The sequence below is a fragment of the Arthrobacter sp. TMT4-20 genome, from assembly GCF_054510775.1.
On record NZ_JBTNDW010000008.1, the window covers coordinates 57,437 to 81,747 of the forward strand.

A 24,311-nucleotide genomic window follows, 5' to 3' on the forward strand; every position below is an offset into this window, starting at 1 on the left:
GGCGCGGGATGTTACGTTGCACTCATGTCATTCACAGTCGAAGGCCAAACAGTCCTCATCACCGGTGCCGCCAGCGGGATGGGTCGGCTGTACGCGGAACGCGCTGTCAGGGAGCGGGCAGCAGCCGTGGTGCTCTGGGATGTGGACGCCGAGGCCCTCCGCGGGGCCGTCGATTTCCTGAGCGGTGCCGGCTCCTCGGTGCACAGCTACGTGGTTGACCTCGCGTCCCTGGAGGAGATCACGACGGCGGCTGCCGCCGTGCGGAACGACGTCGGGGTCCCGACCGTGCTGGTCAATAATGCTGGCATCGTGCGCGGGAAGTACTTCTGGGAACACGACCAAGCGGCCGACATCGCCCTGGTGATGAACATCAACACGCTCGCGCTCATGCATCTGACCCGGGAATTCCTGCCGGACCTCATCGCGGCGGGAAACCAGGCACGCATCCTGAACGTCGCGTCAGCGTCCGGCACCCTGTCGGTGCCCCGGATGAGCGTGTACACCGCCTCGAAGTGGGCAGTCATCGGATGGAGCGACTCGCTGCGCCTCGAACTGCGCGAAGCCGGGCACAACCACATCAAGGTCACCACCCTGATTCCCAGTTACATCAAGACCGGCATGTTCGAAGGTGCCCGAGGGCCACTGTTCACGCCGCTGATGGACCCGGCAGACGTTGTCGATAAGGCCTGGCGGGCGATGCTGGTGGGGCGTGCCCGCCTTCAGCTGCCCTGGTCGGTGGCCCTGGGCAGCGCGCTGCGTGGGCTTCTTCCCCAGCCGGTCTGGGATGTGGTGGCTGGCCGGGTTTTCAAGGTGTACAGCTCTATGGAGCACTTCACGGGCCGCGCCAGCTGAGCTGCCACCCACCAAGAGACCGCACCCGTTAGAAAATGTCCCAGCCAGCGATCCGCTGGCCGTTCTGTCAAGAAGGAACCCTAGATGACCAGTAGTCCAACACTAATTGCGGGCGGCTCCGGTGCTGAGGATGGTGCCGTCGCTGAGGGAACGACCGCGGCGGACCGCCAGCGCCGCACCTTCGACGACGGGATCACACGGCCACTCGCGTGGCGCCGAGCCCAATTGCAGGGCCTGGTGCGGATGTTCGCCGAACGGGAACAGGACTTCGCCGACGCGTTGCAGACAGATCTGGGCAAGAGCCGTCTCGAGGGACTGGTTTCTGAGCTCTCGCTGGTCCGGGCGGAGGCCGAGTTTGCTCTCAGGCATCTGGCGGAGTGGACCAGCGTCGAAAGGGTAGGGGTCCCGATCGGCCTGGCGCCGGCGTCGGCCCACCGGGAGCCTCAGCCCCTGGGAGTGGTGCTGATCATCGGGCCCTGGAACTATCCGGTGCAGTTGCTGCTGTCGCCCTTGGTTGGTGCGCTCGCCGCCGGGAACTGCGCGGTCCTGAAGCCGAGCGAACTAGCGCCCGCCACCTCGGCTGTGATCGCTGACCTCCTGCCTCGATATCTCGACGGCGCGGCCGTGGAGGTGGTGGAAGGCGGACCCGAGGTGAGCACCGAGTTGCTCACCCAGAAGTACGATTCCATCTTCTTCACCGGAGGTGCACGCGTGGGGAGGATCGTCGCCAAAGCCGCTGCTGAGCAACTCACCCCTGTCACCCTCGAACTGGGAGGCAAGTCCCCCGCCGTCGTGATGGACGGAGACCTTCGCGCCGTGGCCCGGCGTTTGATCTTCGGTAAATTCCTTAACGCCGGGCAGACCTGCGTCGCTCCCGATTACGTGCTCGTGAAGGCGGGGCTGGAATCACAACTCCTGAAGCAGCTGAAACGGGCGCTCGCCGAGTTTTACGGCAGCGATCCCAGCCAGAGCAGTGACTATGGCCGGATTATCAACGAAACCCACTTCGATCGTCTGGTGGGGCTCCTGGATAGCGGCCGCATCTCCGCCGGCGGGTCGCACGACCGGTCCACCCGATACCTCGAACCCACACTGTTGACCGAGGTGCAGTCGGACTCGCCGGTCATGCACGACGAGATCTTCGGACCAATCCTGCCCATCCTGACCGTGAGCGGGATGGATGAGGCATTGGAATTCATCGCCGCCCGGCCCGCCCCTCTCGCTGCCTACCTGTTCAGCAGGAGCAGCGCGGTGCAGCAGAGCTTCGAAGCCCGGGTCCGAGCTGGTGGGATCGGCCACAACGCCTGCAACCTGCACCTGACGGTTCCCGGACTGCCTTTTGGAGGCGTCGGTGACAGCGGGACGGGCGCCTACCACGGACGCTATTCCTTCGACACTTTCAGCCAGCTGCGGGGAGTGCTCTCCAAAGGGACCGGCATCGACACCCTGCGCCTCGCCTACCCGCCATACAGCGGTCTGAAGAAGTGGCTCTTGCGCCGGCTCCTCTGACCGCCCCCGAGGGTTACCCGATCACCCCGTCCACCAGTGCTTTCGCTTCGTCCTGGACCTGCTTGAGGTGGTCGGCACCCTTGAAGGACTCGGCGTAAATCTTGTACACGTCCTCCGTACCCGAGGGGCGTGCAGCGAACCAGGCATTCTCGGTGGTGACCTTCAACCCACCGATTGGAGCCCCATTGCCCGGTGCTTCCGTGAGCCGGGCCGTGATGGTCTCGCCGGCCAGGGTGGTGGCTGAGACATCCGTCGGCGAAAGCTTCCCCAACGCCGCCTTCTGGTCCCGTGTCGCTGCCGCGTCGATCCGCGCGTACACCGGTGACCCGAACCGGTCGGTCAGGCTGGCGTAGTGCTGCGACGGGGTGCGACCGCTGACTGCAGTGATTTCCGAGGCCAGCAGGGCCAGCAGAATGCCGTCCTTGTCTGTGGTCCAGGTGGTGCCGTCGTGACGCAGGAAGGAGGCCCCCGCGGATTCCTCACCACCGAATGCCAGGCCACCGGACAGCAGGCCCGGTACAAACCATTTGAAGCCCACCGGAACCTCTTCGAGCGTTCGGCCCAGATCCGCTGCCACCCGGTCAATGATCGACGAGGACACGAGGGTCTTCCCGACGACGGCGTCTTGCCGCCACTGCGGCCGATTCCGGTAGAGGTAATCGATGGCGACGGCGAGGTAGTGGTTGGGGTTCATCAGGCCCGCATCCGGGGTGACGATACCGTGCCGGTCCGCATCGGCGTCGTTACCGGTAGAGATATCAAACTCGGAGGACCGGGCAATCAATGAGGCCATGGCCGACGGCGAGGAGCAGTCCATCCGGATCTTCTCATCCCAGTCCAGGGTCATGAACGCCCACTGCGGGTCAACTGACGGGTTGACGACTGTCAGGTTCAGGTTGTGGGTCTCACCGATGGCACCCCAGTAATCTACTGCTGCGCCCCCCATAGGATCCGCACCGATGTGCAGACCGGATGCCCGGATGGCGTCGAGATTGAGGACGCTGGGCAGGTCCTCAACATAGTGCTGCAGGAAATCGTAGGTTCCGATGCCCTCTGCCTGCAGCGCCTGGCTGGCGGGCACCCGTCGGACCTCCCGCAGGCCGCCCTCCATCAGGGTGTTGGCTCGATCGGCGATCCAGTTGGTGGCGTCGGAGTCGGCGGGTCCCCCGTGCGGTGGGTTGTATTTGAAACCGCCGTCACCGGGAGGGTTGTGCGAAGGGGTGATGACGATGCCGTCTGCCTGGTCTGCGCCGCGCGAGTTGTAGGCGAGGATGGCGTGCGATACGGCCGGGGTGGGGGTGAAGGCGCCACGGGCATCCACACGGACCGTTACATTGTTGGCGGCAAGCACCTCCAGCGCCGTCTGCTGGGCGGGATCCGAAAGCGCGTGAGTGTCCTTGCCCATGAAAAGGGGACCGGTGATGCCCTGCCCGGCCCGGTATTCAACGATCGCCTGGGTGATCGCTGCAATGTGTCCTTCGTTGAAGGACGCCTTGAGTGAGGAGCCGCGATGTCCCGACGTGCCAAACGCCACTCGTTGTGCCGGGTCGCTGAGATCGGGAACGACGTCGAAATACGCGTCCAGAAGGGAAGTAATGTCGACGAGATCGCTGGGTAGGGCGACTGTGCCCGCTCGGTTTGCCATTGCTACAGCATGCCAAAGAACCGGGACGAATACAGCCCCGGACGCTAATTGTGGCGGAGTGTGCCGCGTAGGCCGTGCAGCAGCACAACAGAATCAGGGTTTGAGGGCGTGGATTCGTTCAATCGAGCCGGCCTTAAGACGCTCGACTTCGACGACGGTGAACCCAGCAGCCTCCACCAGGGGCAACTGTCGGCGCGTGAAGTACTCACCCGCCATGCGGACTGTGGCCCGCTCCAACAGCCATTGCATCGCGTATACCGGGGGCCAGCTGCTCGCCACGTGATCCAGAAGGAGCAGGCGTCCGCCGGGCACCAGCACCCGCTTGGCTTCTCCGATGGCTGAGGCTGGGTTGGGTATCCCACACAGCGACAGCCCGCAGAGAACGGTATCGAACGAGCTGTCCGCGAAGGGAAGGTCTTCGGCGTTGCCTACCCTCAAATCCATCGGGCGGCCCAGACGGGATGCCCGTCCGGCGGCAATGCTCAGCATCGCCGGGCTGAGATCGATCCCGCTGACCTGCGAGTCGACCGGGAGATGGGGCAGATTCAGCCCGGTGCCGACCGCCACTTCAAGGACGCGCCCGGTTGCCCGGGCCCCCAGCCATTCCCGGCCACCGCCAAACCAGAACCGATCCAGGAATGCGATCTGCCGGTCATAGCTCGCAGCGTTCTGCTCCCAGGCCCGCAAAACCCTGGCCGTCTGGTCTTCTGCTGGGTTCATCGTGGTCTCCTCCAAGTGATAAGTTCGCTGTGTACTTAGCCAAATACAGGAAAGGTGCCATCCCATGAGTGAACAGATTGACAAGGAACGCGACGACGCGGCGGAGTCGGTCGGCGGGTCCGACAAGATCGATGCTGGCGGCTACGGCGGTCCCGGCCCGGCAAGTGAACTTCCCGAGGGTAAGGAAGTCAAAAGCGAGGATAACCGGGAGAACGACGACGACTCCTGATCCCCGGGGGTGATCCCGGCGGCTGCCGCTAGACCCGGATTTCGCGTTTAAGGATCTTGCCGGTCGGGCCCTTGGGGAGGGCCTCCACCAGCAGGACCCGCCGAGGGTACTTGTAGGCCGCGACGCGTTCCTTGGTGAATTCGAGTATTTCGGAGCTCAGGCGCTCGCGGGCGGCGTCATCCGCCGGTTCCGCTTCGGCTCTGATGCCGACAACGGCCACGATCTCCTCGCCCTGCAGCTCATCAGGAACACCAATAACTGCTGCTTCGGCGACTGCCGGGTGCTCGTAGAGAACTTCTTCGATCTCGCGTGGGTACACGTTGTACCCGCCACGCAGGATGATGTCCTTTTTGCGGTCCACGATGAAAATGGCTCCGTCCTCGTCAAATCTGGCAAGATCGCCGGTCCGGAACCAGCCGTCGGGGATAGCGGCGGCGGTGGCGTCGTCGTTGTTCCAGTAGCCCTTCATGACGCAGTGGCCGCTGACTGACAACTCGCCCACCTCGCCGGTAGGCACCTCCGCGCCGTCGGCGTCGAGCATCCGTACCTGGACGCCGTCGACCGGGGTCCCGATCGAGCCCGGTTTCCGTACTGTCCCGCGTCGGTTGAAGCTCACGATCGGCGATGTCTCCGACAAGCCGTATCCTTCCAGCAGCTCGGCACTGAAAACCCGCTCAAATTCGTGGAGCACCTCCACGGGCAATGCGGACCCTCCCGAAACCGCCACGCGCAGCGACGACAGGTCGGTCTCCGCGACCGAGGGGTGCCGCAGCATCGCGATGTACATGGTGGGCACCCCTTCGAAGATGGTTACCGAGTCGCGGGCGATAATCTCAAGGGCCTTACCTGGTTCAAACCTGGGTAGGAGGGTCACGGTCGCGCCGGTCAGTACTGATGCGTTCAAGGCGCAGGTCTGCCCAAAAATGTGGAAGAACGGCAGCCCCCCAAACAGCACATCCCCGGTGGCGATTCCCATCAGGTCCCGTGATATCTCAGCATTGCGGCGCAGGTTGACGTGCGTCAGGGCGGCGCCCTTTGGCCGTCCGGTCGTTCCAGAGGTGTAGAGCAACACCGCGGTGTCCTCGTCATCGACCTCGACCACCTGCGGTGCTGGTTCAGTAGTTGAGAGCTGCTGCATGAAGGCGCCCGAATCGGCAGCGATTACCTCGAGAGTTGTTCCCTGCGCCGCGCTGGCCGCAATCTGTCCGACCGCCGACTCAGCCTCCGATGCCACCCCCTCCCACGCGAAGACCAGGCGTGCCCCAGAATCGTCCAGATGATAGGCAATTTCCCGGGCTTTCAGCAGGGGGTTGAGGGGAACCACCACCGCACCGAACCGCAGAACGCCGTAATAGATAAATGCCATCTGCGGAATATTCGGCATGATCAGGGCTATCCGGTCGCCGGCTTGCACGTCTTTCTGTGCAAGCAGCCCTGCAACCCGTTGGCTCCACTGATCGAGCGCCGAGAAGGTGAGCTCGACGTCGTCGAGCTTGATCGCTACCGCCTCCGGGTGCTCGTGGGCAGTGGAAGTGAGGTTGTTGGCGAGGTTAGGCACGCGATCTCCTTTGATCAGGCTAGTTACTGATGAGTAACAGTCTGTTTCATGGAGTCGGGCTGCGCAATGGGGGCCGGGTCAGCGGGACGCCACAGGCGCCCACCAAATGCAGGTGGACGCCTGTGAAGAGTGGAGAGATTAGCGCACGCCCATCATCAGCTTCTTGATGGCTGGGGTGCCAACAACCAGCACTCCGCCGATTACTATCACCGAAATGCCAAGCACCGAGAAGTAGGTGCCCTCAGTTGATGGATCGTAGCGGCTCGCCAGAATGCCGGACAGCGTTGTCCCGAGGGAGATCGAGAGGAAGTTCAACGCAACCATCTGGGTCCTGAAGACTTCCGGCGCCAATTTGGTGGCCACCGACAGGCCGATGGGGGAGATCAACAGTTCGGAAATGGTGAAGACCAGCAAAATGATTGCCATGGCGACTAGCGGGGTGGTGTTCGCGCCGCCGCCAGCGAACGGCAGGAACATCAGGTACGCGAGGCCGATCCCGATCAATCCGAAGGCAAACTTCAGGGGAGATGATGGCTGTCGGTCGCCCAACTTGGTCCACATTGCCGCGAAGATGCCGGCAAGCACGATGACGTATACCGGCACAAAGGAAACAATCCACTCAGGCAGAATCTCCAGGCCGAAGAAGTTCCGATTCAGCCTTTCCTCGGAATAGACGATGATCAGGGTGAACAGCTGCTGGTAGAGGGCCCAGAATGCGGCACTGGCAATAAACAGCGGAATGAAAGCCATGGTCTGCTTTCGCTCCGGAGCGGAAACCTTCGAGCTCGTCAGGATGACAGTGAAGTAGCCTGCTGCCGCGAGGATGGCCGCCCATGCCATTACCTGGGCCAGGTTGTCGGTACTGATCAAGCCGCTGAGGAAGGCGACAGTGACCACAGCAACGGCAGCGAATGCGATAGCGATCCACCGGACGTATTGGGACCGGGGAAGGGGGTTCTCGATGACGTGCGCGTCGGCGGAGAAATGCTTCCGGACGATCGAGTATTGCACCAAGCCGATTGCCATGCCTATCGCTGCGGCTCCGAACCCGATGTGGAATCCTGCGGTATCACGCAGCCACCCCGTGAGGAGTGGGCCAAACAGGGCGCCGAGGTTGATGCCCATGTAGAAGATGGAGAATCCAGCATCGCGTCGCTGGTCCTTCTTGCTGTACAGGGTGCCGACCAGAGAGGTGGCGTTTGCCTTCAATCCGCCAGAGCCGACTCCCACCAGCACCAGTCCGATGGTCAGTCCCACCCCGCCGGGGAGGATGGCTAGCGAGATGTGCCCTAACATGATCAGGATGGCCGAGTAGAACAGGGCCTTCTCGGACCCAAGCACGCGATCTGCGAGCCACGCGCCGAGAATTGTTGAGAGGTAGACGCTTCCGCCATAGGCACCCACCAGGGTGAGGGCCAAGCCCTGCTCTATGCCCAGGCCGCCAGCGGTGACTTCGAAGTACATATAGAACGCAAGGATCGCCTGCATTCCATAGAACGAAAACCGTTCCCACACTTCAAGGCTGAAGAGGTGGGCCAGCATTCGAGGGTGACCAAAAAAAGAGGTATCCGCCGAGCGGGGCGGTGAACTATGCGATGTGATCATTTATACGATGGTGTCACTCCACCAGGCGGGTGTCATCTGGGCCCCAGGCCGATTCGAGTTGGGCTGCAACCGACAGCAACTGGGCCTCACCGCTGGGGCGTCCAATGAGCTGGATACCCATTGAAAGCCCGGCGTCAGTGGTCAGGGTCGGCAGCGCGATGGCAGGCAAGCCGCAAACATTAACCATCGATGTGAACGGGGAGTACTGGCATTGCCTGAGGTAGTCGGTGTCCCCGTCCTCGGAGGTGTACCACCCAATTGGCCTGGGGGTCTGCCCGAGCGCTGGGGTGAGGATGAAATCGTGAGCCGAATACTGGGTGATGGTTTCCTGTTCAAACTGTCGCAGAATATCGATCGCCGCAACCAGGTCAGCCGCGCTTCGTGACAGCGCCCGCTCGCGCATGGTGGCGGCAAGCGGGGTGAGTAGCCGTTCATTGCCTGGCGGGATGGGCGCCGTCGCCAGTGCCGCTGTCCAGACGGTCTGAAAGGCTTGATGGTAGCGACTGTCGTAGGTGATCGAGGCTTCGACGACGTCGTGCCCGGCCGCGATGAGCGCCTCAATCCCCTTCTCGTAGGCGGCATGTGCCGCTGGGTCGAGCGCAATGTCGAATGCCGAGGCGAACGGTGACAGCGTACTGGCCCCGATGCGGAACGTGCCCTCCGCCTGGAGGGCAGCGTCGAGGAATGACGACGACGGCGGCACCGCGCTGGTCGCACGGAAATTTGGGGCATCCGCCATCGCATCGAGAAGGAGTGCGGCGTCCGCCGTCGTGCGGGCCAGCGGTCCGGCGACCACAAACTGTCCGAGGTCGGCCTGCCCCGACAGGGACGGGATTCGGCCACGATTCGGTTTCAGTCCGATCAGCCCCGTGGCCGACGCCGGAATACGGACGGACCCGCCGCCGTCACTGCCTGGAGCGAAGGGGATCAGGCCCGCAGCAACAGCTGCGGCACTGCCGCCCGAGGAGCCGCCCGGGCTGAACGCCGGATCGAGCGGATTGCGGGCAGCTGGTGCAATGTCATTCTCGCTGTGGCAGCTGAGGCCGAACTCGGGCACCTGGGTTTTGCCCAGACTGATTGCGCCTGCTCTGCGCAGGATGGCCACCAGCGGAGAATCGCTTGTCGCGATCACCGGGGGAAACGCTGCGGTACCGAAGGTGGTGGGGACACCTGTGACATCGGCCAGATCCTTGTGGGCCAGGGGCATCCCGTGCAGTACCGGAAGCGACCCGGCAGCAGGCGATGCCAGCCGGTCATCGGCCGCTGCGGCTTCCCTCATGGCCAACTCACCGGTCACGGCGATGAACGATCCGAGGCCCGGATTAAGCTCATCAATCCGATGCAGGTAGTGGGCGGTCAGCTCCCGGGAGCTAAGTTCCCCGCGGGCGATTGCGTCACGCTGGGCCAACGCTGTCAGTTGGTGCAGTTCCGTCACTGAATCCTCCCCGGCAGTCTGGCGTCCAGGGGTTCCCCAACTGCTATCGCGTCAACACTTCCCACGTAGGTAACGCGAGGACGGCGACCGGTGGTGCCGGCGAGGATGGTGGGTTGATCAGCGGGCATTGTTACCTCCCGTTTGGGTACAGCATTGTGGGTGAGGTTCGCCTCCCACTATAGGCTTGGCGAAATAGGACCTTTGGGAAGGGGTTTGCCGATGAGCGAGTCCGAGAATGTCTCGATCGAGTCAATTGCCGATAGCAGCGCTGTGTTGGATGTCCGGGAGGACTACGAGTGGGAGGCAGGCCACATTGACGGGGCGGTGCACATTCCGATGGAGCAGATTCCAGCCCGCCTGGATGAACTTGACCCGGACACCGACCTGCACGTAATTTGCCGGACCGGTGGTCGCTCCCAGCGAGTCACGCAGTGGCTGGTTGCCAATGGCTACTCGGCAGTTAACGTCACTGGTGGGATGGGTGCCTGGCTTGAGGCAGGTAAGCCGATGGTCTCCGACACCAATCAGCCGCCCACCGTTCTGTGACTGTGAGGAATCCATGAGTTCTCGCGTTCCGGAGGCGTCCTATACTTTCCTGGGCCCGGAGGGCACCTTCACGGAGGCAGCTCTCTTGCAGGTTCCCGGCGCCGACGTCGCCCGGCGGGTACCGGCGCCGACGGTGAACGCAGCCCTGGACCTGGTGCGCAGCGGTTCCGTTGAGGCCGCGATGGTGCCAATCGAGAACTCAGTCGAGGGCGGGGTGAGCGCGACCCTTGACGCCATCTCCCAGGGCGAGCCCCTGCGGATAATCCGCGAAGTCCTGGTTCCCATCACCTTCGTCCTGGTCGCCAAACCAGGGATGCAGTTGAACGAAGTCCACACCATCTCCACTCACGGGCACGCCTGGGCTCAGTGCCAGTTGTGGACCACCCAGAATATTCCAGGGGCAGAATATATGCCGGGTTCATCCACGGCCGCAGCGGCTGTGGGCCTACTGGAAGCAGACTGTCCGTACGATGCAGCGATTTGTTCACCTTTCGTAGCTGAGCGGTTGGGCTTGCCGGTGCTGGGAAGTCACATCGGGGACGTCGCTGATGCAGTTACCCGGTTCATTCTGGTGAGCCGGCCCAACATCCTGCCCGAGCCCACCGGCGCCGATAAAACGACTCTCGTCATCCCGCTGCCGGAAGACCACCCCGGTGCACTGATGGAGATCCTCGACCAGTTTGCTGCCCGTGGAGTGAACCTGAGTCGGATCGAATCCAGGCCCACCGGCCAGTTCCTCGGTGACTATTTTTTCAGCATCGACGCCGAAGGCCATATTGCTGATGCCCGGGTGGCCGACGCGTTGCAGGGGTTGCATCGGATCAGCCCCCAGCTGCGCTTTCTCGGTTCGTACGCCAGGGCCGATCGGCGCGAACACTCAGTCGCCAGGCATACCTCAGATGAAGCCTTCAAGGCAGCTCGGATCTGGGTGGAATCGCTCCAGCAGAGTGACTAGGTGATCGCCACCGGTTATTGCACGAACGCGGCCCGGTCGCCTGGAGGCGGGGTGTTCCAAGACCTTAGTCGAAGACATTCCCCGACCGTTGTCAACCAGTTCCGGGATACTCGGGTACCCCAGTAGACCGCGATCGGATTCGACCGTTCGGCCAGCTGTTTACGAAACGTGCTGGCTTTCTACTTCCCTCGGCTTAGCGTTAGTGCTGCAAGTCACGAAACCGTTTACGTAAACCGTTTGCGCGCAGGGTTTCGTGACTCCTCAGAGGGGAGGGAACCGTGACAACGATCAGGGATGTGGCACAACAAGCTGGCGTTTCGCCTGCCACTGTGTCCAGGGTTATCAACGGACTGGTTGGCTATACGGACGCCACACGCCAGCGCGTGGAGGGGGCGATTGCAAAACTCAACTACGAGCCGGACTCCCTTGCGCGAACGCTCAAGACCCGTCAGACGTCCGTTATTGGCCTCCTGGCACCAATGGTGTCCGATGCCCTCGCCTCCGAGGTGATGCGGGGGGTCGAGGATGCAGCTCGTGAGCGCGGCTACGCGGTTATGCTCGGCCGGACAGGCGTGAAGTCCACCTTCATCGCCGGCTACCTGAGGACGCTACGCACCTACCGCGCCGCTGGGGTTATCCTGATCTCGGCCGTCATCACCCCGGAAATGCGTCAACTCCTGGGCCCCGCCATCCCGATCATCTCCGTTGCCATCAGCGATAACTCCGGTTCACCGAGCGTCGCGATCAACGATGAACTCGCTGCCTATGATGCCACCCGGTACCTGTTGAAGCTCGGTCACCGGCGCATCGGTTTACTTGCCGGAGATCCACTATCCATTTTCGTCGCAAAACCCCGGCAGCGCGGCTATGAACGGGCGATGAACGAGGCAGGCTGCGCGACGGTTACGGCGGCAGGCACATTCTTCTACGAGAGTGGCGCTTCCGGCCTCGCTCAACTCCTTCAGCAGGACCCGGGCCTGACCGCCATTTTTGCCATGAGCGACGAAATGGGTGCCGCCGTCGTCAATGAACTCCAGAAGCTTGGTCGAAGAGTTCCCGAGGACGTTTCAGTGCTTGGCTTCGACAACACCTCCACCTCACAGCATGTTCACCCAGCCCTGAGCACGATCGCGCAGCCCCTGGAGAACATGGGACAGATCGCCGTAAGGAAAATTCTTCGGTCCCGGGATCTCGGTCCACGGGTAGTGCAGCACCGGTTGGTCAAGCGTGGATCGACGGGCCCGCCGCGGCCCGGTTCCTGACGTCACCACACAATTCCTTCTCACCATCACCATCACCAAACACACAAGGAGCAGTACATGAGGCAACGTCGCCAACACCGGCACATCCTTTTCGGCACGGCAGCATTTGCCATCTCAGCCCTCGCGCTTTCGGGCTGCGCGGGTGGCGAAGTATCCGAGGACGAAGGAACAGCCGTATCCGAAGCAGAATTTGAGGGCCGTGGTCCCATCAACTACGTCTCTTCGCGAGATGCTTCGGGGGCTGCACAGGACAGTCTCGACAAGTGGAATTCCGAGCATCCCGATGAGCAAGTGACTCTGATCGAGCTCCCGGACTCGGCCGATCAGCAGCGTCAGCAGCTGATCCAGAACGCGCAGATTGAGTCGGACACCTTCAGCGTGCTGAACCTCGATGTCGTCTGGACCTCCGAGTTCGCGGCGAACCGGTGGATCGAGCCGCTCCCCGAGGATGCGCTACCCACCGATAGCATGATCCCCGCTACGGTCGATGCCGCGTCTTACCGCGACACGCTTTACGGGGCTCCGTACTACACGGATGGCGCCCTGCTCTACTACCGGACCGACCTGCTGGAGGCGGCAGGGATCGACTCGCCCCCAGCAACCTGGGACGAGATGGAGGCTGCGTGCGACGCCATCCTTGCGCTTCCCGAGGGACAGGACATGTCCTGTTACGCGGGCCAGTTTGATAAGAACGAGGCACTCACCGTGAACTTCACCGAGGCTGTAGCCTCGGCAGGCGGCGCGGTGTTCGACGAGGAAGGCAACCCGACCGTCGATTCTCCGGAAGCCTTGGCTGGATTGACCCAGTTGAGTGATGCCTTCGCCGACAACCTCGTTCCGAGTGACGCCATCACTTATCTCGAAGAACAGGGACGTCGGGCCTTCCAGGACGGCGAAGTGGTGTTCTTGCGAAACTGGCCCTTTGTTTACGCGTCGTTGACCGCTACTGACGGTTCTAGCCAGGTGCTGGACAAGTTCGGCATCAGCTCGGTCCCAGGCATTGGAGACAATCCCGGCGTTTCCACCCTTGGTGGCCGAAACCTGGCCATTTCGCCGTTCACCGCCAATAAGGCCACGGCTCTGGATTTCATCAAGTTCTTCACCAGTGAAGAAGAATCTCGCGCCCGGCTGGACAAGAGTTCGCGTGCACCGGTGTATGCGTCTCTTCTGGAGGACCCGGCCGTTGTTGAGCAACGGCCGTTCTACCCCACCCTCCTGGAGTCGCTGGAGAATGCACAGCCCCGTCCAAAGGTAGTCCAGTATGGCGCCACTACAACGGCTATCCAGGAAGAAGCATACGCAGCGCTGACAGGCGACAAGGACCCTGAAGCGGCACTCGCCGATATGCAGGCGAAGCTCGAGGAATTGTCCGCCGAATAGTGACACTCGTGTCCGCCCGGGGCACCCCGGGCGGACACGGCACGTATCAGAATCTGTTGCAAATCAAGTGAGGACCACATGAGTACGAGAACTTCCGCGTCCGCGCGGTCGACGTCGGGTGCCCGCCCACCCGGGCGGAATAAACCCGGTAAACGCACAGCAGGCGAAGGTCGGATGGCGGCGATGCTGCTCTCTCCAACCCTTCTCGTGCTCGCCCTGGTCATTGCCTACCCCTTGATTTCGGCGCTCTACCAGTCCATGTTCCGGCAGCAGTCGGGCCTCGACGCTGATGGGTTCGTGTCTGAAGGAGAAGTCTTCGTTGGGCTCGGAAACTACACTGATCTTTTCGTTGGTGAGACAGGTGCCCGGTTCCTCAATGCCTTCGGTAACACCACCTTCTTCACCGTCACCACCGTCGCACTCGAAACCATTCTGGGCCTCTGCCTTGCTCTCGCGATGAACCGGGCCTTCCGTGGCCGGAGCTTCCTCCGGGCAAGCATTTTGATTCCCTGGGCTATCCCCACGGCCGTCTCGGGCCTCCTGTGGCGATGGATTTTCCAGTCGGACGGCATCGCCAACAATCTGATCGGAAGCGAGATCCTGTGGACCGCCGAAGGCGTCGCATCGAAGGTGGCAATCATCGTGGCGGAGGTCTGGAAGACCGCACCCTTCATCGGTCTGCTAGTTCTGGCAGGTATGCAGATCATTCCGGAGGAGGTCTACGAGGCGGCAAGAATTGACGGTGCCGGGTTCTGGCGCCAGGTTCGCTCCATCACCCTTCCACTCGTCAAGCCCACACTCCTGGTTGCGGTCCTGTTTCGCCTGCTCGACGCTCTGCGAATGTTTGACCTCCCGTTCGTGCTGATCGGTCCCGGCAAGGAATCAGTCGAAACTCTCTCGATGCTCGCCTGGGACGAATCAAACCAACTGCGGTACGGCTCGGCATCTGCATTCGCGATCATCCTGTTCCTTTATGTTGCGGTTGTTGCAATCGCTTTCGTCAAAATCCTCGGCGCGGATGTCGCCGGGACCAAAGAGGTGCGGGCGTTGAGCCGAGCCACCAGCACCCGAAAGGTCAAGGCAGCCCGATGACACAGATTCCCGTAATTCCGGCCGTTGAAACACCCGCCGAGGCAGCACCCAAGCGTCTGGGAAAGCGGCGAGGGTGGAAATCCTATTCGGTGTACGTAGGCCTGGCCGCAATCCTCGTCTACTGCCTGGCACCGTTCTATTGGATGCTGGTTTCGAGCTTCCGACGTACATCCGATATTTTCGACAACAGCCTCCTTCCTCAGCCGTTCTCCGCCGAAAACTACTTCAAGGTTTTTGACGGTTCCACCATGTTCGGGCAGGCACTGCTCAACAGCCTGATTGTTGCCGGCGTCACCACCGCGGCCGCGCTGGTTCTGGGAATCTTCGCGGCGTACGCCATCTCCCGGCTTAACTTCCGGTTCAAATCGGTGATCCTGGGCGTCATCATTGCAACATCAATGTTCCCCGGCATCTCAGTTGTTGTTCCCTTGCTGCGGCTCTTCACCGATATCGGCTGGATCAACACCTACCAGGCGATGATTGTGCCCAACCTTTCCTTTGCGATCCCGCTGGCCGTATGGAATCTGACCACCTTCATGAAATCACTGCCGTTTGACCTTGAGGAAGCCGCCATGATCGACGGCTGCAGCAAATGGCAGGCATTCCGGAAGGTGTTGCTTCCCCTTGCGGCGCCGGGTGTCTTCACCACCGCAATCCTTACTTTCATCCACAGCTGGAATGAGTTCATCATTGCTCTCTCGATGGTCAACGACCCTGCGATCCAAACTGCAACGGTCGCCATTTCCAAGTTCACTGGTGCTACCGAGTTTCAGGCACCCTTTGGGGAGCAGATGGCCGCGGGGGTGATTGTCACCATTCCCCTGGTGATCATGGTGCTCATTTTCCAGCGCCGCATTGTTGAGGGTCTCACCTCCGGGGCCACCAAATGAACGATCCGTGGTGGCAGACAGCTGTCATATACCAGGTATATCCGAGGTCTTTCGCCGACGGCGATGGTGATGGAGTAGGGGATCTGGCGGGTCTGCTGGCTCGACTTCCGTACATCGCGTCTCTAGGTGTGGACGGCATCTGGCTAACTCCATTCCAGCCTTCACCCCAGGTGGATCAGGGCTACGATGTCAGCGATTACTGCGATGTCGACCCCCTCTTTGGGACCCTTCAACAATTCGATCAACTTCTCGATCTTGCCCACTCGCTGGGCCTGAGGATAGTGCTCGACGTCGTTCCCAACCACTGCTCGTCGGAGCACCCGCTATTTCAACAAGCGATCAGCGCGTCGCCGGGCTCGTCCGAGCGGGCGATGTTCCATTTCGCCGACGGCCCCGATCCCGTCACGCCCCCAAATAATTGGCAGAGTGTCTTCGGTGGCAGCGCGTGGAGCCGAGTAAATCCGGGCTCGGACTCCGACCACCAGTGGTATCTGCACCTGTTCTCGCCGGCGCAACCGGACTGGAACTGGCGCAACCCGTTGGTCGGGGACTACTTCGCGGAGGTGCTGCGTTTTTGGTTCGACAGGGGAGTGGATGGACTGCGCATCGACGTAGCTCATGCACTGTTCAAGGCTGAGGGCCTGCCGGATGCGGCAACCACGGGCACCGTCATCGACGGGCTCAGATCAAATCCACTTGTGTCGGACCAGGAGGAGGTCCACGAAGTGTATCGGCGCTGGCGAACGCTAACCGATTCGTACACCCCGGAGCGTTTCCTTGTGGGCGAGGTCAACCTCGAGCCGCAGCGGGCGGCGCGGTATACCCGCAGCGACGAGATGCATCAGGCGTTCGCCTTTGCGTTCGTCCGCCTGGGCTGGGACGCAAATGAGTGGGCTGGTGTCGGGCGTGAGCTTGAAGCAGCCCGGCTGGAACATGGTGCATCGCCCACCTGGGCTCTGGAGAACCATGACATTGTTCGTTCGGCAACACGCTTCGGAGGTGGCAGCCGCGGCGTGGCGCGGGCGCGGGCAGGTCTCCTGGCCGTTCTTGGCCTACCCGGGGGAGCCTACATCTATCAGGGGCAGGAGCTTGGGCTGGCGGAGGTCGAGGTGCCAGTGGACGCACGGGTGGATCCGATGTGGGAGCGCGGTGGGGTTTCCCGCGACGGCGCGCGAGTGCCGCTGCCCTGGACGGTGGCGCCCGAAAAATCCCATGGCTTCTCACTCGTCGATTCACCATCCTCGCCGTGGCTTCCGCTTCCCTCGTCGTGGGGGGCATCGGCTGTCGAGGTGCACCAGGCGGATGAGCATTCGACGCTCCGTCTAGTCACCTCCGCGCTTGAATTGCGGCGTCAGCTGGCTTTTAAGGGCGTGCTCGACTCCAACGATGCTGGCGTCTGGCGGGTGGGGAACGGAAACCTGCTCATGTGTGAACGCGGATCGGAGTTCTTTGTTGCTGTGGCCATGGGGGATGCACCAGCACGGTTGCCTACCGGCAGCACGGTGGTCATCGCTTCCTCGCCCCAGGCTGAGGAGGGCTGGTTGGAGCCGGATAGTGCGGCGTGGGTGCTTCGGCGCTGAAACGGCAAGCGAAGTACTCATACCGGGATCCTGAATGCTAGCCCTGGAGTGGCCCGGTAGCCTGTTCCGGTGATGGGCATTCACATTGGCACCTCCGGATGGAGCTACGTCCACTGGAATGACGTGGTCTATCCCGCAGGCACCGCCTCCAGTAAACGGCTGAGCTATTACGTGCAGCGGTTCGGAACGGTGGAACTCAACGCGAGCTTCTACCGTTGGCCGCGCGACACCACATTCGCTGGTTGGCGCAGCAGGCTTCCCGAAGGATTTCTTCTCTCAGTCAAAGCGCCACGAGGGCTCACTCACGGCAAGAAGTTGTACCAACCTGAGGTGTGGGTCGAACGCATCACCCGCTGCTGGCATGAGCTCGGGGATAAACGCGCCATCCTGCTCGTCCAGCTCCCGCCGGGCCTGCACCGTGACGACGCCCGTCTCGATTACTTCCTCGGACTGCTGCCGGACTGGATCCGGGTCGCCGTCGAGTTCCGGCACCACAGTTGGGACGACGAAGGCGTCTACTCACTGCTGGAACGCCACGGTGCGGCGTACTGCGTGATGAGCGGGGCACACCTGCCGTGCGTCCTCCGGGCCACTGCCCCGTTTGTCTATCTGAGGATGCACGGACCCGACTCCGAGCATTTGTACGGCGGTTCCTATACCGACGCCGAGCTGCAGTGGTGGGCGGGCCGGATCCGGGAATGGCAGGGAGCGGGAAAGGACGTTTACGTGTACTTCAACAACGACGGCGGCGGCAACGCGGTGCGGAACGCCGATAGCCTGCGTGCCATCCTTGGCGTGGGATAGCCTGCGGTGCCCTAATCAGGAATACGCAGTAGGCTGATCTTCTCAATCCGGAAAGGTGGCCCAATGCCCAGACTTCGCCGCAGCGACTGTGAAAAGCCGGGCATTACTCGCCGTCGACACGGTAAGGGGTTCGGCTACCGGCTAGCCGACGGAACCCCGTTACGTGACGCCGCTGATCTTCGACGCATCAAGGACTTGGCCATCCCGCCGGCATGGCAGGATGTCTGGATTGCTCCCTACCCCAATGGGCATATTCAGGCGCTGGGTACCGACGCCGCGGGCCGCCGCCAATACGTCTACCACACGGCCTGGCGGGAGAAGAAGGATCGCGAAAAGTTCGATCGTGCACTTGAATTCGGGGAAAAGCTGCCCGCCGCCCGACGAGTCATCACCACCCACCTTCGCAGTGAGGGTATTCCTCGGGAGCGAGCCTTTGCCGCTGCACTACGAATCGTCGACTCAGGGTCACTCCGAATCGGCTCCGAGCAGTATGCGGAGACCAACGGATCCTTTGGGGTCACCACCCTGCAGGTGGAGCATGTCCGGATCAAGGGTCCGATGATCACCTTTGAGTTCCCGGGAAAGAGCGGTCAGCGGTGGGAATCATCCGTTGAGGATGCGGACCTTGCGGCGGCGATGCGGCCCATGTTGAAGCGGGAGCAGGCGGACACCGCTTTGGCCTACCGCACCCCCGACGGCGAATGGCATCGCGTCGACGCGTCGCAACTGAACGGGTTCCTCCGCCAGGTCACTGGCGAGGGCTTCACGGCCAAGGATTTCCGGACCTGGCAGGCCACAGTGGTTGCAGCAATGGACCTTGCCCGCAGCGACCTATTGGCCACCAGTAAGACCGCCCGGCAGAAGGCTGTGGCGGCGACAATGCGCGCAGTTGCCGAAAAGCTGGGCAACACGCCGGCGGTCGCCAAACGTTCCTATGTTGATCCGCGGCTGGTTGATCGGTTCATGGCCGGCGAAGTGATCGAGATTGCCAGCTACTCGGCTTCCGAGAAGGCTGTTCGCGGGCTGCTTAAAGCTTAGGGATCCTTCCCAGTTGAACCCGTTCATCAGTAGGCTTCACTCAAGGCGCCGGGGTCGGCGCAACCGTTCAACGAAAGGCGCACCATGAGCGAGCAAGCTAACGACGGACGCGACGTCAACCCAAACGAGGGCGGCGGAGCCACCTCTGACGAAAACTACCGCGGGGACGCCGGAGACCAGGCCAATGATCTGCGCTTCTCCGAGGAGCAGCAGCTCATCAACAGCCAGGCGAAAGGGGAGTTCCCGGACTCGAATAGCGAGAACCTTGAGCCAATCCCCGGCGGTGGCTACACCGGCGGTCAGAAAGAAAAAGAGACCGAAGGCGGCTACACCGGCGACCAGGACCCCGAGAAAGAGGGCGAGTACACGGACGTCGAGGAAGATCCAGCGGACGGTACCGGGCCTCAGGGAGAATACACGGATTCCGACACTGACCGCGGCACCCGCTAACTCCTAGTCCTTCGCGCCATTGATCTGGTGCGTTGCAGGTCAGGGAACGATGGGACCCTGACAAGCAACGCGCCAGGATCAATGCTGACGTCAAGTGAGGTGACGGCTCCGGAGAGGTCGCCGTCAAGCTGGGTCTCTGTAGGATCCGCTACCGTCACCGTGACCCGTCGTGCCTGATAATAGTTAATCACCGGGATGACGCTATGGGGGCGGAAGACAATCTTGGTCCCCAACCAGATCCACCCCACTATGCTGCGCGGGCTCATCACCACAACATCCAGATAACCGTCATCGAGGGTCGAGTTCGGGATCAGTTCGATGCCGCCCGGCAGCCGCCCGCAATTGGCGAAAAGCACGCTGTGCACCTTCCGGCTCTGAGCGGGCTGACCGTCGAGGCTAATGCTCACCCGCTGGCGCCTCCCCGGGAGGCTGCGGAACCCGGCCTCACTGTAGGCCAGCCAACCCAACCGTTTTTTCAGGACGTCGCTGGTCGCCGCAACGACCACTGCATCAAGTCCAACGCCACCCATCACCAGGAAGACGTGCTCGGCACGGGACCCGGTCTGCTCGTTGTGTAACTCGATACGGCCCATATCAATTCGCCGCCCGTCGCCGTGAAGTGCAGCGCGCACGCTGGCTTTCAGGTCCGACACGGGAATCCCCAGATTGCGGGCCAGCAGGTTCCCGGTCCCCAAGGGCAGCAGCCCCAGCGCCGCATCCTGATGCGCCAGTGCCCGGGCAACGGCACGAACCGTCCCATCACCACCAGCGGCGATGACGACGTCGGCCCCCTCCCGCAGCGCCCGGCTCGCCTGCTCAAAACCCGGCTCGGAGACCGTGGTCTCAAAGACCAGGGGCGGGTCCCACCCGGCGTCAACGCATGCCGTTTCCACCTGGCCGCGCGCAAGATCGGCGTTGAGTTTTCCGGGGTGGATGATTAGGGCCACCCGCTGGCGGCCCGTCGGGGCCGGGAGGCGAGGCAGCGCCGTCGGAGCTGGATGCTGCCGGGAATGCAACCGGCGGACCCCCAGCCAGCTCATTGCGGAGGCGGCAGCGGCAAGGGCCAGGACAAAGAGGAGAATCAGGCGAATCGGCATGATGCACCTCAGCGTATCGCCATGAAGTGTCTGCCGGGGATAATCGTCCTGCGCCATTGATAGTCTTGGCTCGTGATCGATGTTAATGAACTCCGCGAAAACCCTGAGAAATTCCGCACCTCGCAGCGAGCCCGCCGCGCCGACGTTGCGCTGGTGGATGCGATCATTTCGGCTGATTCCCGCCGTCGTGAGGTGGTAACCAGCGCCGAATCCCTCCGGGCAGACCAGAACGCTTTCGGAAAGCGGGTCGCCCAGGCCAAAGGTGACGAAAAGCAGGCGCTGCTCGCAGAGGTAAAGGAGCTTGCCGCCTCAGTCAAGGCGGCGGCAGTCGAGGCTGAAGCGGCCAGGCAGGATCAGGACTCACTCCTTCGCCGGTTGCCGAACGCCATCCAGGACGGCGTCCCGGCCGGCGGCGAGGACGATTTCGAGGTCATCAAGACAGTCGGCACTCCACGGGATTTCAGCGCTGAAGGCTTCACACCCAGGGACCACCTGGAAATCGGTGAGCTGATCGGTGCAATCGACATGGAGCGGGGGGCGAAGGTCTCGGGGTCCCGCTTTTACTTCCTCAAGGGTGTTGGTGCCCGGCTGGAGCTTGCGCTGCTGAACATGGCCATGGACCAGGCTATTCAGGCTGGTTTCACCCCCATGATCACCCCCACGCTGGTTCGCCCGGAAATCATGCAGGGTACTGGGTTCGACGTCGCCCACGACGCCGAAATCTACCGCCTGGCGGAGGATGACCTCTACCTGGTGGGCACTTCCGAAGTAGCAATGGCGGGCTATCATTCCGACGAGATCCTCGACCTTTCCGGCGGGCCGGTCCGTTATGCCGGCTGGTCCTCCTGCTATCGCCGGGAAGCTGGCTCACACGGCAAGGACACCCGTGGAATCATCAGGGTCCACCAGTTCAACAAGGTCGAAATGTTCGCTTACACCACCGAGGAAGAGTCCTACGCGGAGCACGCCCGCATGCTCGCGTGGGAAGAGGAAATGCTCGCCAAGGTGGAACTGCCCTACCGGGTGATCGATACTGCCGCCGGGGATTTGGGCATGTCCGCCGCCCGCAAGTTCGACTGCGAAGCCTGGGTTCCCACCCAGGAGGCTTACCGCGAGCTGACATCCACCTCTAACTGCACCACCTTCCAGGCCCGCCGCCTCAACATTCGGGAGCGGCAACCGGAGGGACAGAAGGGCACCCGGGCAGTTGCAACACTCAACGGCACGCTCGCCACCACCCGCTGGATCGTCGCTATCCTCGAGCACCACCAGAATGCCGATGGGTCAGTGACGGTTCCGCAGGCGCTCCGTCCCTACCTGGGCGGGCTGGAAGTGCTCCCGGTCCTCGGAGCATCCTGAGCCGACCTACCCCGGGGAGCAGCGAGTCTGGTTCACTGGAGTAATGAAAGAATTCTCCACTGCAGGCATCGAGGACCGGCAGACCGAACGCAAACTCATCGCCCTCGACGTCGACGGTACCCTCGTGGACCACGAGGGAATTATGTCCGAAGAGGTCCGTGATGCCGCGCGGGCGGTTGTCGACGCTGGGCATCAGGTCATCATCGCCACGGGACGCTCACTGGGAGCGGCGCTGCCCATCATCAAACAGATCGGCATCACCAGCGGGTACAGCGTGTGCTCCAACGGAGGAGTGACACTACGCGTCGATCCGACACTGGCCCACGGATTCGAAATTATTGATCGGGTCACCTTCGATCCCAGGCCAGCACTCGTCGCGCTGAGGGAGAAGTTGCCCACCGCCAAATATGCGCTTGAGGATGACGAGGGAAATTTCCTTGCCACCGAACGGTTTCAGGATGCCAGCTTCGGCGCCGAGACCCATACGGTGGACTTCGACGAAATGCTCGACGCTGCCGCGGTGCGGGTGGTGGTGTTCAGCACGGACAGCACTGCCGAACAGTTCGGGGAGGCGGTCGAGGCGATTGGCCTGCACGGTGTCACCTACTCGGTGGGGTGGACGGCCTGGCTGGATATTGCCGCGGCTGGTGTCACCAAGGCGAGTGCTCTTGAACTGCTTCGCCGACGTCTGGGTATCGACCCGTCCGGCACTGTTGCCATCGGTGATGGTCGGAACGACATCGAGATGCTCGAGTGGGCGGCCAGGGGTGTGGCGATGGGACAGTCACCCGATGAAGTGCTCGCGGCAGCAACCGAAGTGACGGCCAGCGTGTACGACGACGGTGCCGCGAAGGTCCTCCGCACCCTCGTCTAGCGCGCGGCACCCAGTCAGTAGACGCTGCCCGATTCGTAGGGCAGCGTCGCTGGTGGTAGCGCCGCCGGACCGGCCGTAAGGTCGAGGAGCCTGGCGGCCGCCGGACGGGTTGCCCATTCCTCCACCCAGTGCGACCTGACCACCGCCTTGCTGACCGCTTGGGTGGTGATACCCAGTTCCGCGGCGATCAGCTTTTGCTGACCCCGGGCGCCCGGGGTCAGCAGATCCAGCACGTTCCACTCGGCCTCGGTCCGGGTGAACACAATTTGCCCCAACAGCCGAAGCACCGCTTCAGCCTCCGCCGCTACCTGCGAGTCAGGTCCCTCCACGGCCAATGGAATGCGTTCGCCGGTCTTCTGCGCCCGGGTGACCGCCCGTCGCGCGTACACCAGGCCGTAGCCCTGGGCTTCGAGAATGTTTTCAGGGATGGGCGAGTGAACGCCACCCACGCCAATCCCAACATGCCATCGGCGGTGACGCAGGGCCGTAAGCGCGACGTCGATAGCAGTGGTGGCGTTATCGACGACACCTTGCAGTTCATCGCCCGTTGACCGCTGGAATGGCACCACGGTTTCGACATGACGCAACCCGCGCAGTAGATCATTGACCAGGTCACCCACCTCACGGGAGTCACGCTGGTTGATCGTTAAGACGTAGAGCATGGCTTCAGTATGCCTGAAGCCATGCTCTTAACCGGTGTAATCAACCGGAAAACGTTGTTTTTGAACCTGCTAGCGGCCCTGCGGCGTGGTGGTGGCGTTCTCGACATCGGCGTCGACGTCGCGGCCCTGTGGCTCGTCTTCTTCCCGCTGTTCCCCGAGGTCCTGGAACCGCTTCAGTGAGGCCTCCACCTCGGCCTCCGCGGCTTCCCGATCCGCCCAATCGGCTGCTTCAACCCATTTGCCGGGCTCAAGGTCCTTGTATCGTTCGAAGAAATGCTTGATCTCTTCCAGCAGGAAGGGTGACACATCCGAGAGGTCCTTGATGTGATCGAAGCGCGGGTCGGTGGGAACGCACAGCACCTTGGCGTCACCGCCGCCGTCGTCGGTCATGTTGAAGACGCCGATCGGACGCGACTCGACCAACACACCCGGGAGGAGGTCGAAGTCCTGGAGCATGACCATCGCATCCAGCGGATCACCGTCCTCACCGAGCGTGTTTTCGAAGTAGCCGTAGTGGGTGGGGTACTGCATTGAGGTGAAGAGGACACGGTCCAGGCGTAGCCGGTGCGTCTCATGGTCGATTTCATACTTGACGCGTGATCCTTTGGGGATCTCGATGGTGACGTCGAGGTTCATGGCACTCTCCTGTGGAATCCTGTGGGGCAGCGCGGCGGTGTGCCTCAAAGGCTGCCGCGTCGGTCTAATCTTAAACATATAGGGTGAGGGCGCATCTCGTGGGTTCGAACCAGTGTGACAGCCAATCGATTGG

Annotated in this window: 23 protein-coding genes; 15 read left to right on the forward strand and 8 right to left on the reverse strand. The window is 62.3% G+C overall.

Annotated features, from left to right (window positions below):
• Positions 1-24: 24 nt before the first annotated feature.
• Positions 25-852, forward strand: a complete 828-nt coding sequence (locus tag ACX80Z_RS09350; protein WP_459315651.1) for an SDR family NAD(P)-dependent oxidoreductase — start codon at positions 25-27, stop codon at positions 850-852.
• Positions 853-936: 84 nt separating this feature from the next.
• Positions 937-2,361 carry an aldehyde dehydrogenase family protein gene (locus ACX80Z_RS09355; RefSeq protein ID WP_459315653.1) on the forward strand — a complete coding sequence of 475 codons (1,425 nt, stop codon included), beginning with the start codon at positions 937-939 and terminating at the stop codon, positions 2,359-2,361.
• Between the two features lie 13 nt (positions 2,362-2,374).
• Here the strand turns inward: ACX80Z_RS09355 and pgm are convergent, their stop codons facing one another.
• Both pgm and ACX80Z_RS09365 read right to left on the reverse strand, forming a co-directional pair.
• Entirely contained in the window at positions 2,375-4,006 is a 1,632-nt protein-coding gene (gene pgm / locus ACX80Z_RS09360) for a phosphoglucomutase (alpha-D-glucose-1,6-bisphosphate-dependent) (RefSeq protein WP_019484017.1), read from the reverse strand.
• A 93-nt stretch (positions 4,007-4,099) separates the two neighbouring features.
• Complete coding sequence (locus tag ACX80Z_RS09365) at positions 4,100-4,726, reverse strand: class I SAM-dependent methyltransferase (protein ID WP_459315654.1); 627 nt, start codon at positions 4,724-4,726, stop codon at positions 4,100-4,102.
• A 64-nt stretch (positions 4,727-4,790) separates the two neighbouring features.
• Here ACX80Z_RS09365 and ACX80Z_RS09370 point away from each other — a divergent pair, with 64 nt between their 5' ends.
• The gene (locus ACX80Z_RS09370; RefSeq protein WP_459303512.1) at positions 4,791-4,955 is read left to right on the forward strand and encodes a hypothetical protein; all 165 of its coding nucleotides are present in this window, start codon (positions 4,791-4,793) and stop codon (positions 4,953-4,955) included.
• A gap of 28 nt (positions 4,956-4,983) precedes the next feature.
• On the opposite strand, the gene ACX80Z_RS09375 is transcribed toward ACX80Z_RS09370, so the two are convergent.
• The 3 genes from ACX80Z_RS09375 to ACX80Z_RS09385 all read right to left on the reverse strand — a co-directional run bounded on the left by ACX80Z_RS09375 (position 4,984) and on the right by ACX80Z_RS09385 (position 9,553).
• On the reverse strand, positions 4,984-6,513 hold the full coding sequence (locus ACX80Z_RS09375) for a long-chain-fatty-acid--CoA ligase (protein ID WP_459315655.1): 1,530 nt from the start codon (positions 6,511-6,513) through the stop codon (positions 4,984-4,986).
• Positions 6,514-6,651: 138 nt separating this feature from the next.
• Positions 6,652-8,118 (reverse strand): peptide MFS transporter, encoded by a 1,467-nt coding sequence (locus tag ACX80Z_RS09380; RefSeq protein ID WP_459315656.1) that lies wholly within the window; start codon positions 8,116-8,118, stop codon positions 6,652-6,654.
• Positions 8,119-8,131: 13 nt separating this feature from the next.
• Complete coding sequence (locus ACX80Z_RS09385; RefSeq protein WP_459315658.1) at positions 8,132-9,553, reverse strand: amidase; 1,422 nt, start codon at positions 9,551-9,553, stop codon at positions 8,132-8,134.
• Between the two features lie 219 nt (positions 9,554-9,772).
• On the opposite strand from ACX80Z_RS09385, the gene ACX80Z_RS09390 reads away from it, so the two are divergent.
• From ACX80Z_RS09390 to ACX80Z_RS09435, 10 genes are all read left to right on the forward strand, one after another.
• Complete coding sequence (locus ACX80Z_RS09390) at positions 9,773-10,099, forward strand: rhodanese-like domain-containing protein (RefSeq protein WP_459315660.1); 327 nt, start codon at positions 9,773-9,775, stop codon at positions 10,097-10,099.
• A gap of 13 nt (positions 10,100-10,112) precedes the next feature.
• Positions 10,113-11,054, forward strand: coding sequence for a prephenate dehydratase (gene pheA, locus ACX80Z_RS09395; RefSeq protein WP_019484009.1), 942 nt, complete (start codon positions 10,113-10,115; stop codon positions 11,052-11,054).
• 278 nt (positions 11,055-11,332) lie between these two features.
• Positions 11,333-12,316 carry a LacI family DNA-binding transcriptional regulator gene (locus ACX80Z_RS09400; RefSeq protein WP_459315661.1) on the forward strand — a complete coding sequence of 328 codons (984 nt, stop codon included), beginning with the start codon at positions 11,333-11,335 and terminating at the stop codon, positions 12,314-12,316.
• A gap of 57 nt (positions 12,317-12,373) precedes the next feature.
• Positions 12,374-13,696, forward strand: coding sequence for an ABC transporter substrate-binding protein (locus tag ACX80Z_RS09405; protein WP_019484007.1), 1,323 nt, complete (start codon positions 12,374-12,376; stop codon positions 13,694-13,696).
• A gap of 78 nt (positions 13,697-13,774) precedes the next feature.
• Entirely contained in the window at positions 13,775-14,788 is a 1,014-nt protein-coding gene (locus tag ACX80Z_RS09410) for a carbohydrate ABC transporter permease (protein WP_459315663.1), read from the forward strand.
• Positions 14,785-15,678 (forward strand): carbohydrate ABC transporter permease, encoded by an 894-nt coding sequence (locus ACX80Z_RS09415; protein WP_019484005.1) that lies wholly within the window; start codon positions 14,785-14,787, stop codon positions 15,676-15,678. The genes ACX80Z_RS09410 and ACX80Z_RS09415 overlap by 4 nt, the downstream gene beginning before the upstream one ends.
• Positions 15,675-17,258: an alpha-amylase family glycosyl hydrolase gene (locus tag ACX80Z_RS09420; protein WP_459315664.1), complete on the forward strand. Its 1,584-nt coding sequence runs from the start codon at positions 15,675-15,677 to the stop codon at positions 17,256-17,258. Before ACX80Z_RS09415 ends, ACX80Z_RS09420 begins: the two co-directional genes overlap by 4 nt.
• A gap of 72 nt (positions 17,259-17,330) precedes the next feature.
• Complete coding sequence (locus tag ACX80Z_RS09425; protein ID WP_459315766.1) at positions 17,331-18,062, forward strand: DUF72 domain-containing protein; 732 nt, start codon at positions 17,331-17,333, stop codon at positions 18,060-18,062.
• A gap of 63 nt (positions 18,063-18,125) precedes the next feature.
• Positions 18,126-19,100, forward strand: coding sequence for a DNA topoisomerase IB (locus tag ACX80Z_RS09430; protein WP_459315666.1), 975 nt, complete (start codon positions 18,126-18,128; stop codon positions 19,098-19,100).
• Positions 19,101-19,184: 84 nt separating this feature from the next.
• Positions 19,185-19,550 (forward strand): hypothetical protein, encoded by a 366-nt coding sequence (locus tag ACX80Z_RS09435; protein ID WP_019484000.1) that lies wholly within the window; start codon positions 19,185-19,187, stop codon positions 19,548-19,550.
• Here ACX80Z_RS09435 and ACX80Z_RS09440 read toward each other — a convergent pair.
• Complete coding sequence (locus tag ACX80Z_RS09440) at positions 19,547-20,647, reverse strand: diacylglycerol/lipid kinase family protein (protein WP_459315667.1); 1,101 nt, start codon at positions 20,645-20,647, stop codon at positions 19,547-19,549. The genes ACX80Z_RS09435 and ACX80Z_RS09440 overlap by 4 nt on opposite strands.
• 72 nt (positions 20,648-20,719) lie before the next feature.
• On the opposite strand from ACX80Z_RS09440, the gene serS reads away from it, so the two are divergent.
• Together serS and ACX80Z_RS09450 are read left to right on the forward strand one after the other, a co-directional pair.
• Complete coding sequence (gene serS / locus ACX80Z_RS09445) at positions 20,720-22,006, forward strand: serine--tRNA ligase (RefSeq protein ID WP_019483998.1); 1,287 nt, start codon at positions 20,720-20,722, stop codon at positions 22,004-22,006.
• 43 nt (positions 22,007-22,049) lie between these two features.
• Positions 22,050-22,880: an HAD family hydrolase gene (locus ACX80Z_RS09450; protein ID WP_019483997.1), complete on the forward strand. Its 831-nt coding sequence runs from the start codon at positions 22,050-22,052 to the stop codon at positions 22,878-22,880.
• A gap of 14 nt (positions 22,881-22,894) precedes the next feature.
• Here the strand turns inward: ACX80Z_RS09450 and ACX80Z_RS09455 are convergent, their stop codons facing one another.
• Together ACX80Z_RS09455 and ACX80Z_RS09460 are read right to left on the reverse strand one after the other, a co-directional pair.
• On the reverse strand, positions 22,895-23,542 hold the full coding sequence (locus tag ACX80Z_RS09455) for a hypothetical protein (RefSeq protein WP_024477150.1): 648 nt from the start codon (positions 23,540-23,542) through the stop codon (positions 22,895-22,897).
• 69 nt (positions 23,543-23,611) lie between these two features.
• On the reverse strand, positions 23,612-24,178 hold the full coding sequence (locus ACX80Z_RS09460; protein WP_024477151.1) for an inorganic diphosphatase: 567 nt from the start codon (positions 24,176-24,178) through the stop codon (positions 23,612-23,614).
• Positions 24,179-24,311 lie beyond the last annotated feature (133 nt).

What these genes read in the sequence shown, in the direction of transcription:
- ACX80Z_RS09350 (WP_459315651.1), top strand. Translation starts at nt 25, where the DNA reads ATGTCATTCACAGTCGAAGGCCAAACAGTCCTCATCACCGGTGCCGCC.
- ACX80Z_RS09355 (WP_459315653.1), top strand. Translation starts at nt 937, where the DNA reads ATGACCAGTAGTCCAACACTAATTGCGGGCGGCTCCGGTGCTGAGGAT.
- pgm (WP_019484017.1), bottom strand. Translation starts at nt 4,006, where the DNA reads ATGGCAAACCGAGCGGGCACAGTCGCCCTACCCAGCGATCTCGTCGAC.
- ACX80Z_RS09365 (WP_459315654.1), bottom strand. Translation starts at nt 4,726, where the DNA reads ATGAACCCAGCAGAAGACCAGACGGCCAGGGTTTTGCGGGCCTGGGAG.
- ACX80Z_RS09370 (WP_459303512.1), top strand. Translation starts at nt 4,791, where the DNA reads ATGAGTGAACAGATTGACAAGGAACGCGACGACGCGGCGGAGTCGGTC.
- ACX80Z_RS09380 (WP_459315656.1), bottom strand. Translation starts at nt 8,118, where the DNA reads ATGATCACATCGCATAGTTCACCGCCCCGCTCGGCGGATACCTCTTTT.
- ACX80Z_RS09390 (WP_459315660.1), top strand. Translation starts at nt 9,773, where the DNA reads ATGAGCGAGTCCGAGAATGTCTCGATCGAGTCAATTGCCGATAGCAGC.
- pheA (WP_019484009.1), top strand. Translation starts at nt 10,113, where the DNA reads ATGAGTTCTCGCGTTCCGGAGGCGTCCTATACTTTCCTGGGCCCGGAG.
- ACX80Z_RS09405 (WP_019484007.1), top strand. Translation starts at nt 12,374, where the DNA reads ATGAGGCAACGTCGCCAACACCGGCACATCCTTTTCGGCACGGCAGCA.
- ACX80Z_RS09410 (WP_459315663.1), top strand. Translation starts at nt 13,775, where the DNA reads ATGAGTACGAGAACTTCCGCGTCCGCGCGGTCGACGTCGGGTGCCCGC.
- ACX80Z_RS09415 (WP_019484005.1), top strand. Translation starts at nt 14,785, where the DNA reads ATGACACAGATTCCCGTAATTCCGGCCGTTGAAACACCCGCCGAGGCA.
- ACX80Z_RS09420 (WP_459315664.1), top strand. Translation starts at nt 15,675, where the DNA reads ATGAACGATCCGTGGTGGCAGACAGCTGTCATATACCAGGTATATCCG.
- ACX80Z_RS09425 (WP_459315766.1), top strand. Translation starts at nt 17,331, where the DNA reads ATGGGCATTCACATTGGCACCTCCGGATGGAGCTACGTCCACTGGAAT.
- ACX80Z_RS09430 (WP_459315666.1), top strand. Translation starts at nt 18,126, where the DNA reads ATGCCCAGACTTCGCCGCAGCGACTGTGAAAAGCCGGGCATTACTCGC.
- ACX80Z_RS09435 (WP_019484000.1), top strand. Translation starts at nt 19,185, where the DNA reads ATGAGCGAGCAAGCTAACGACGGACGCGACGTCAACCCAAACGAGGGC.
- ACX80Z_RS09440 (WP_459315667.1), bottom strand. Translation starts at nt 20,647, where the DNA reads ATGCCGATTCGCCTGATTCTCCTCTTTGTCCTGGCCCTTGCCGCTGCC.
- ACX80Z_RS09450 (WP_019483997.1), top strand. Translation starts at nt 22,050, where the DNA reads ATGAAAGAATTCTCCACTGCAGGCATCGAGGACCGGCAGACCGAACGC.
- ACX80Z_RS09455 (WP_024477150.1), bottom strand. Translation starts at nt 23,542, where the DNA reads ATGCTCTACGTCTTAACGATCAACCAGCGTGACTCCCGTGAGGTGGGT.
- ACX80Z_RS09460 (WP_024477151.1), bottom strand. Translation starts at nt 24,178, where the DNA reads ATGAACCTCGACGTCACCATCGAGATCCCCAAAGGATCACGCGTCAAG.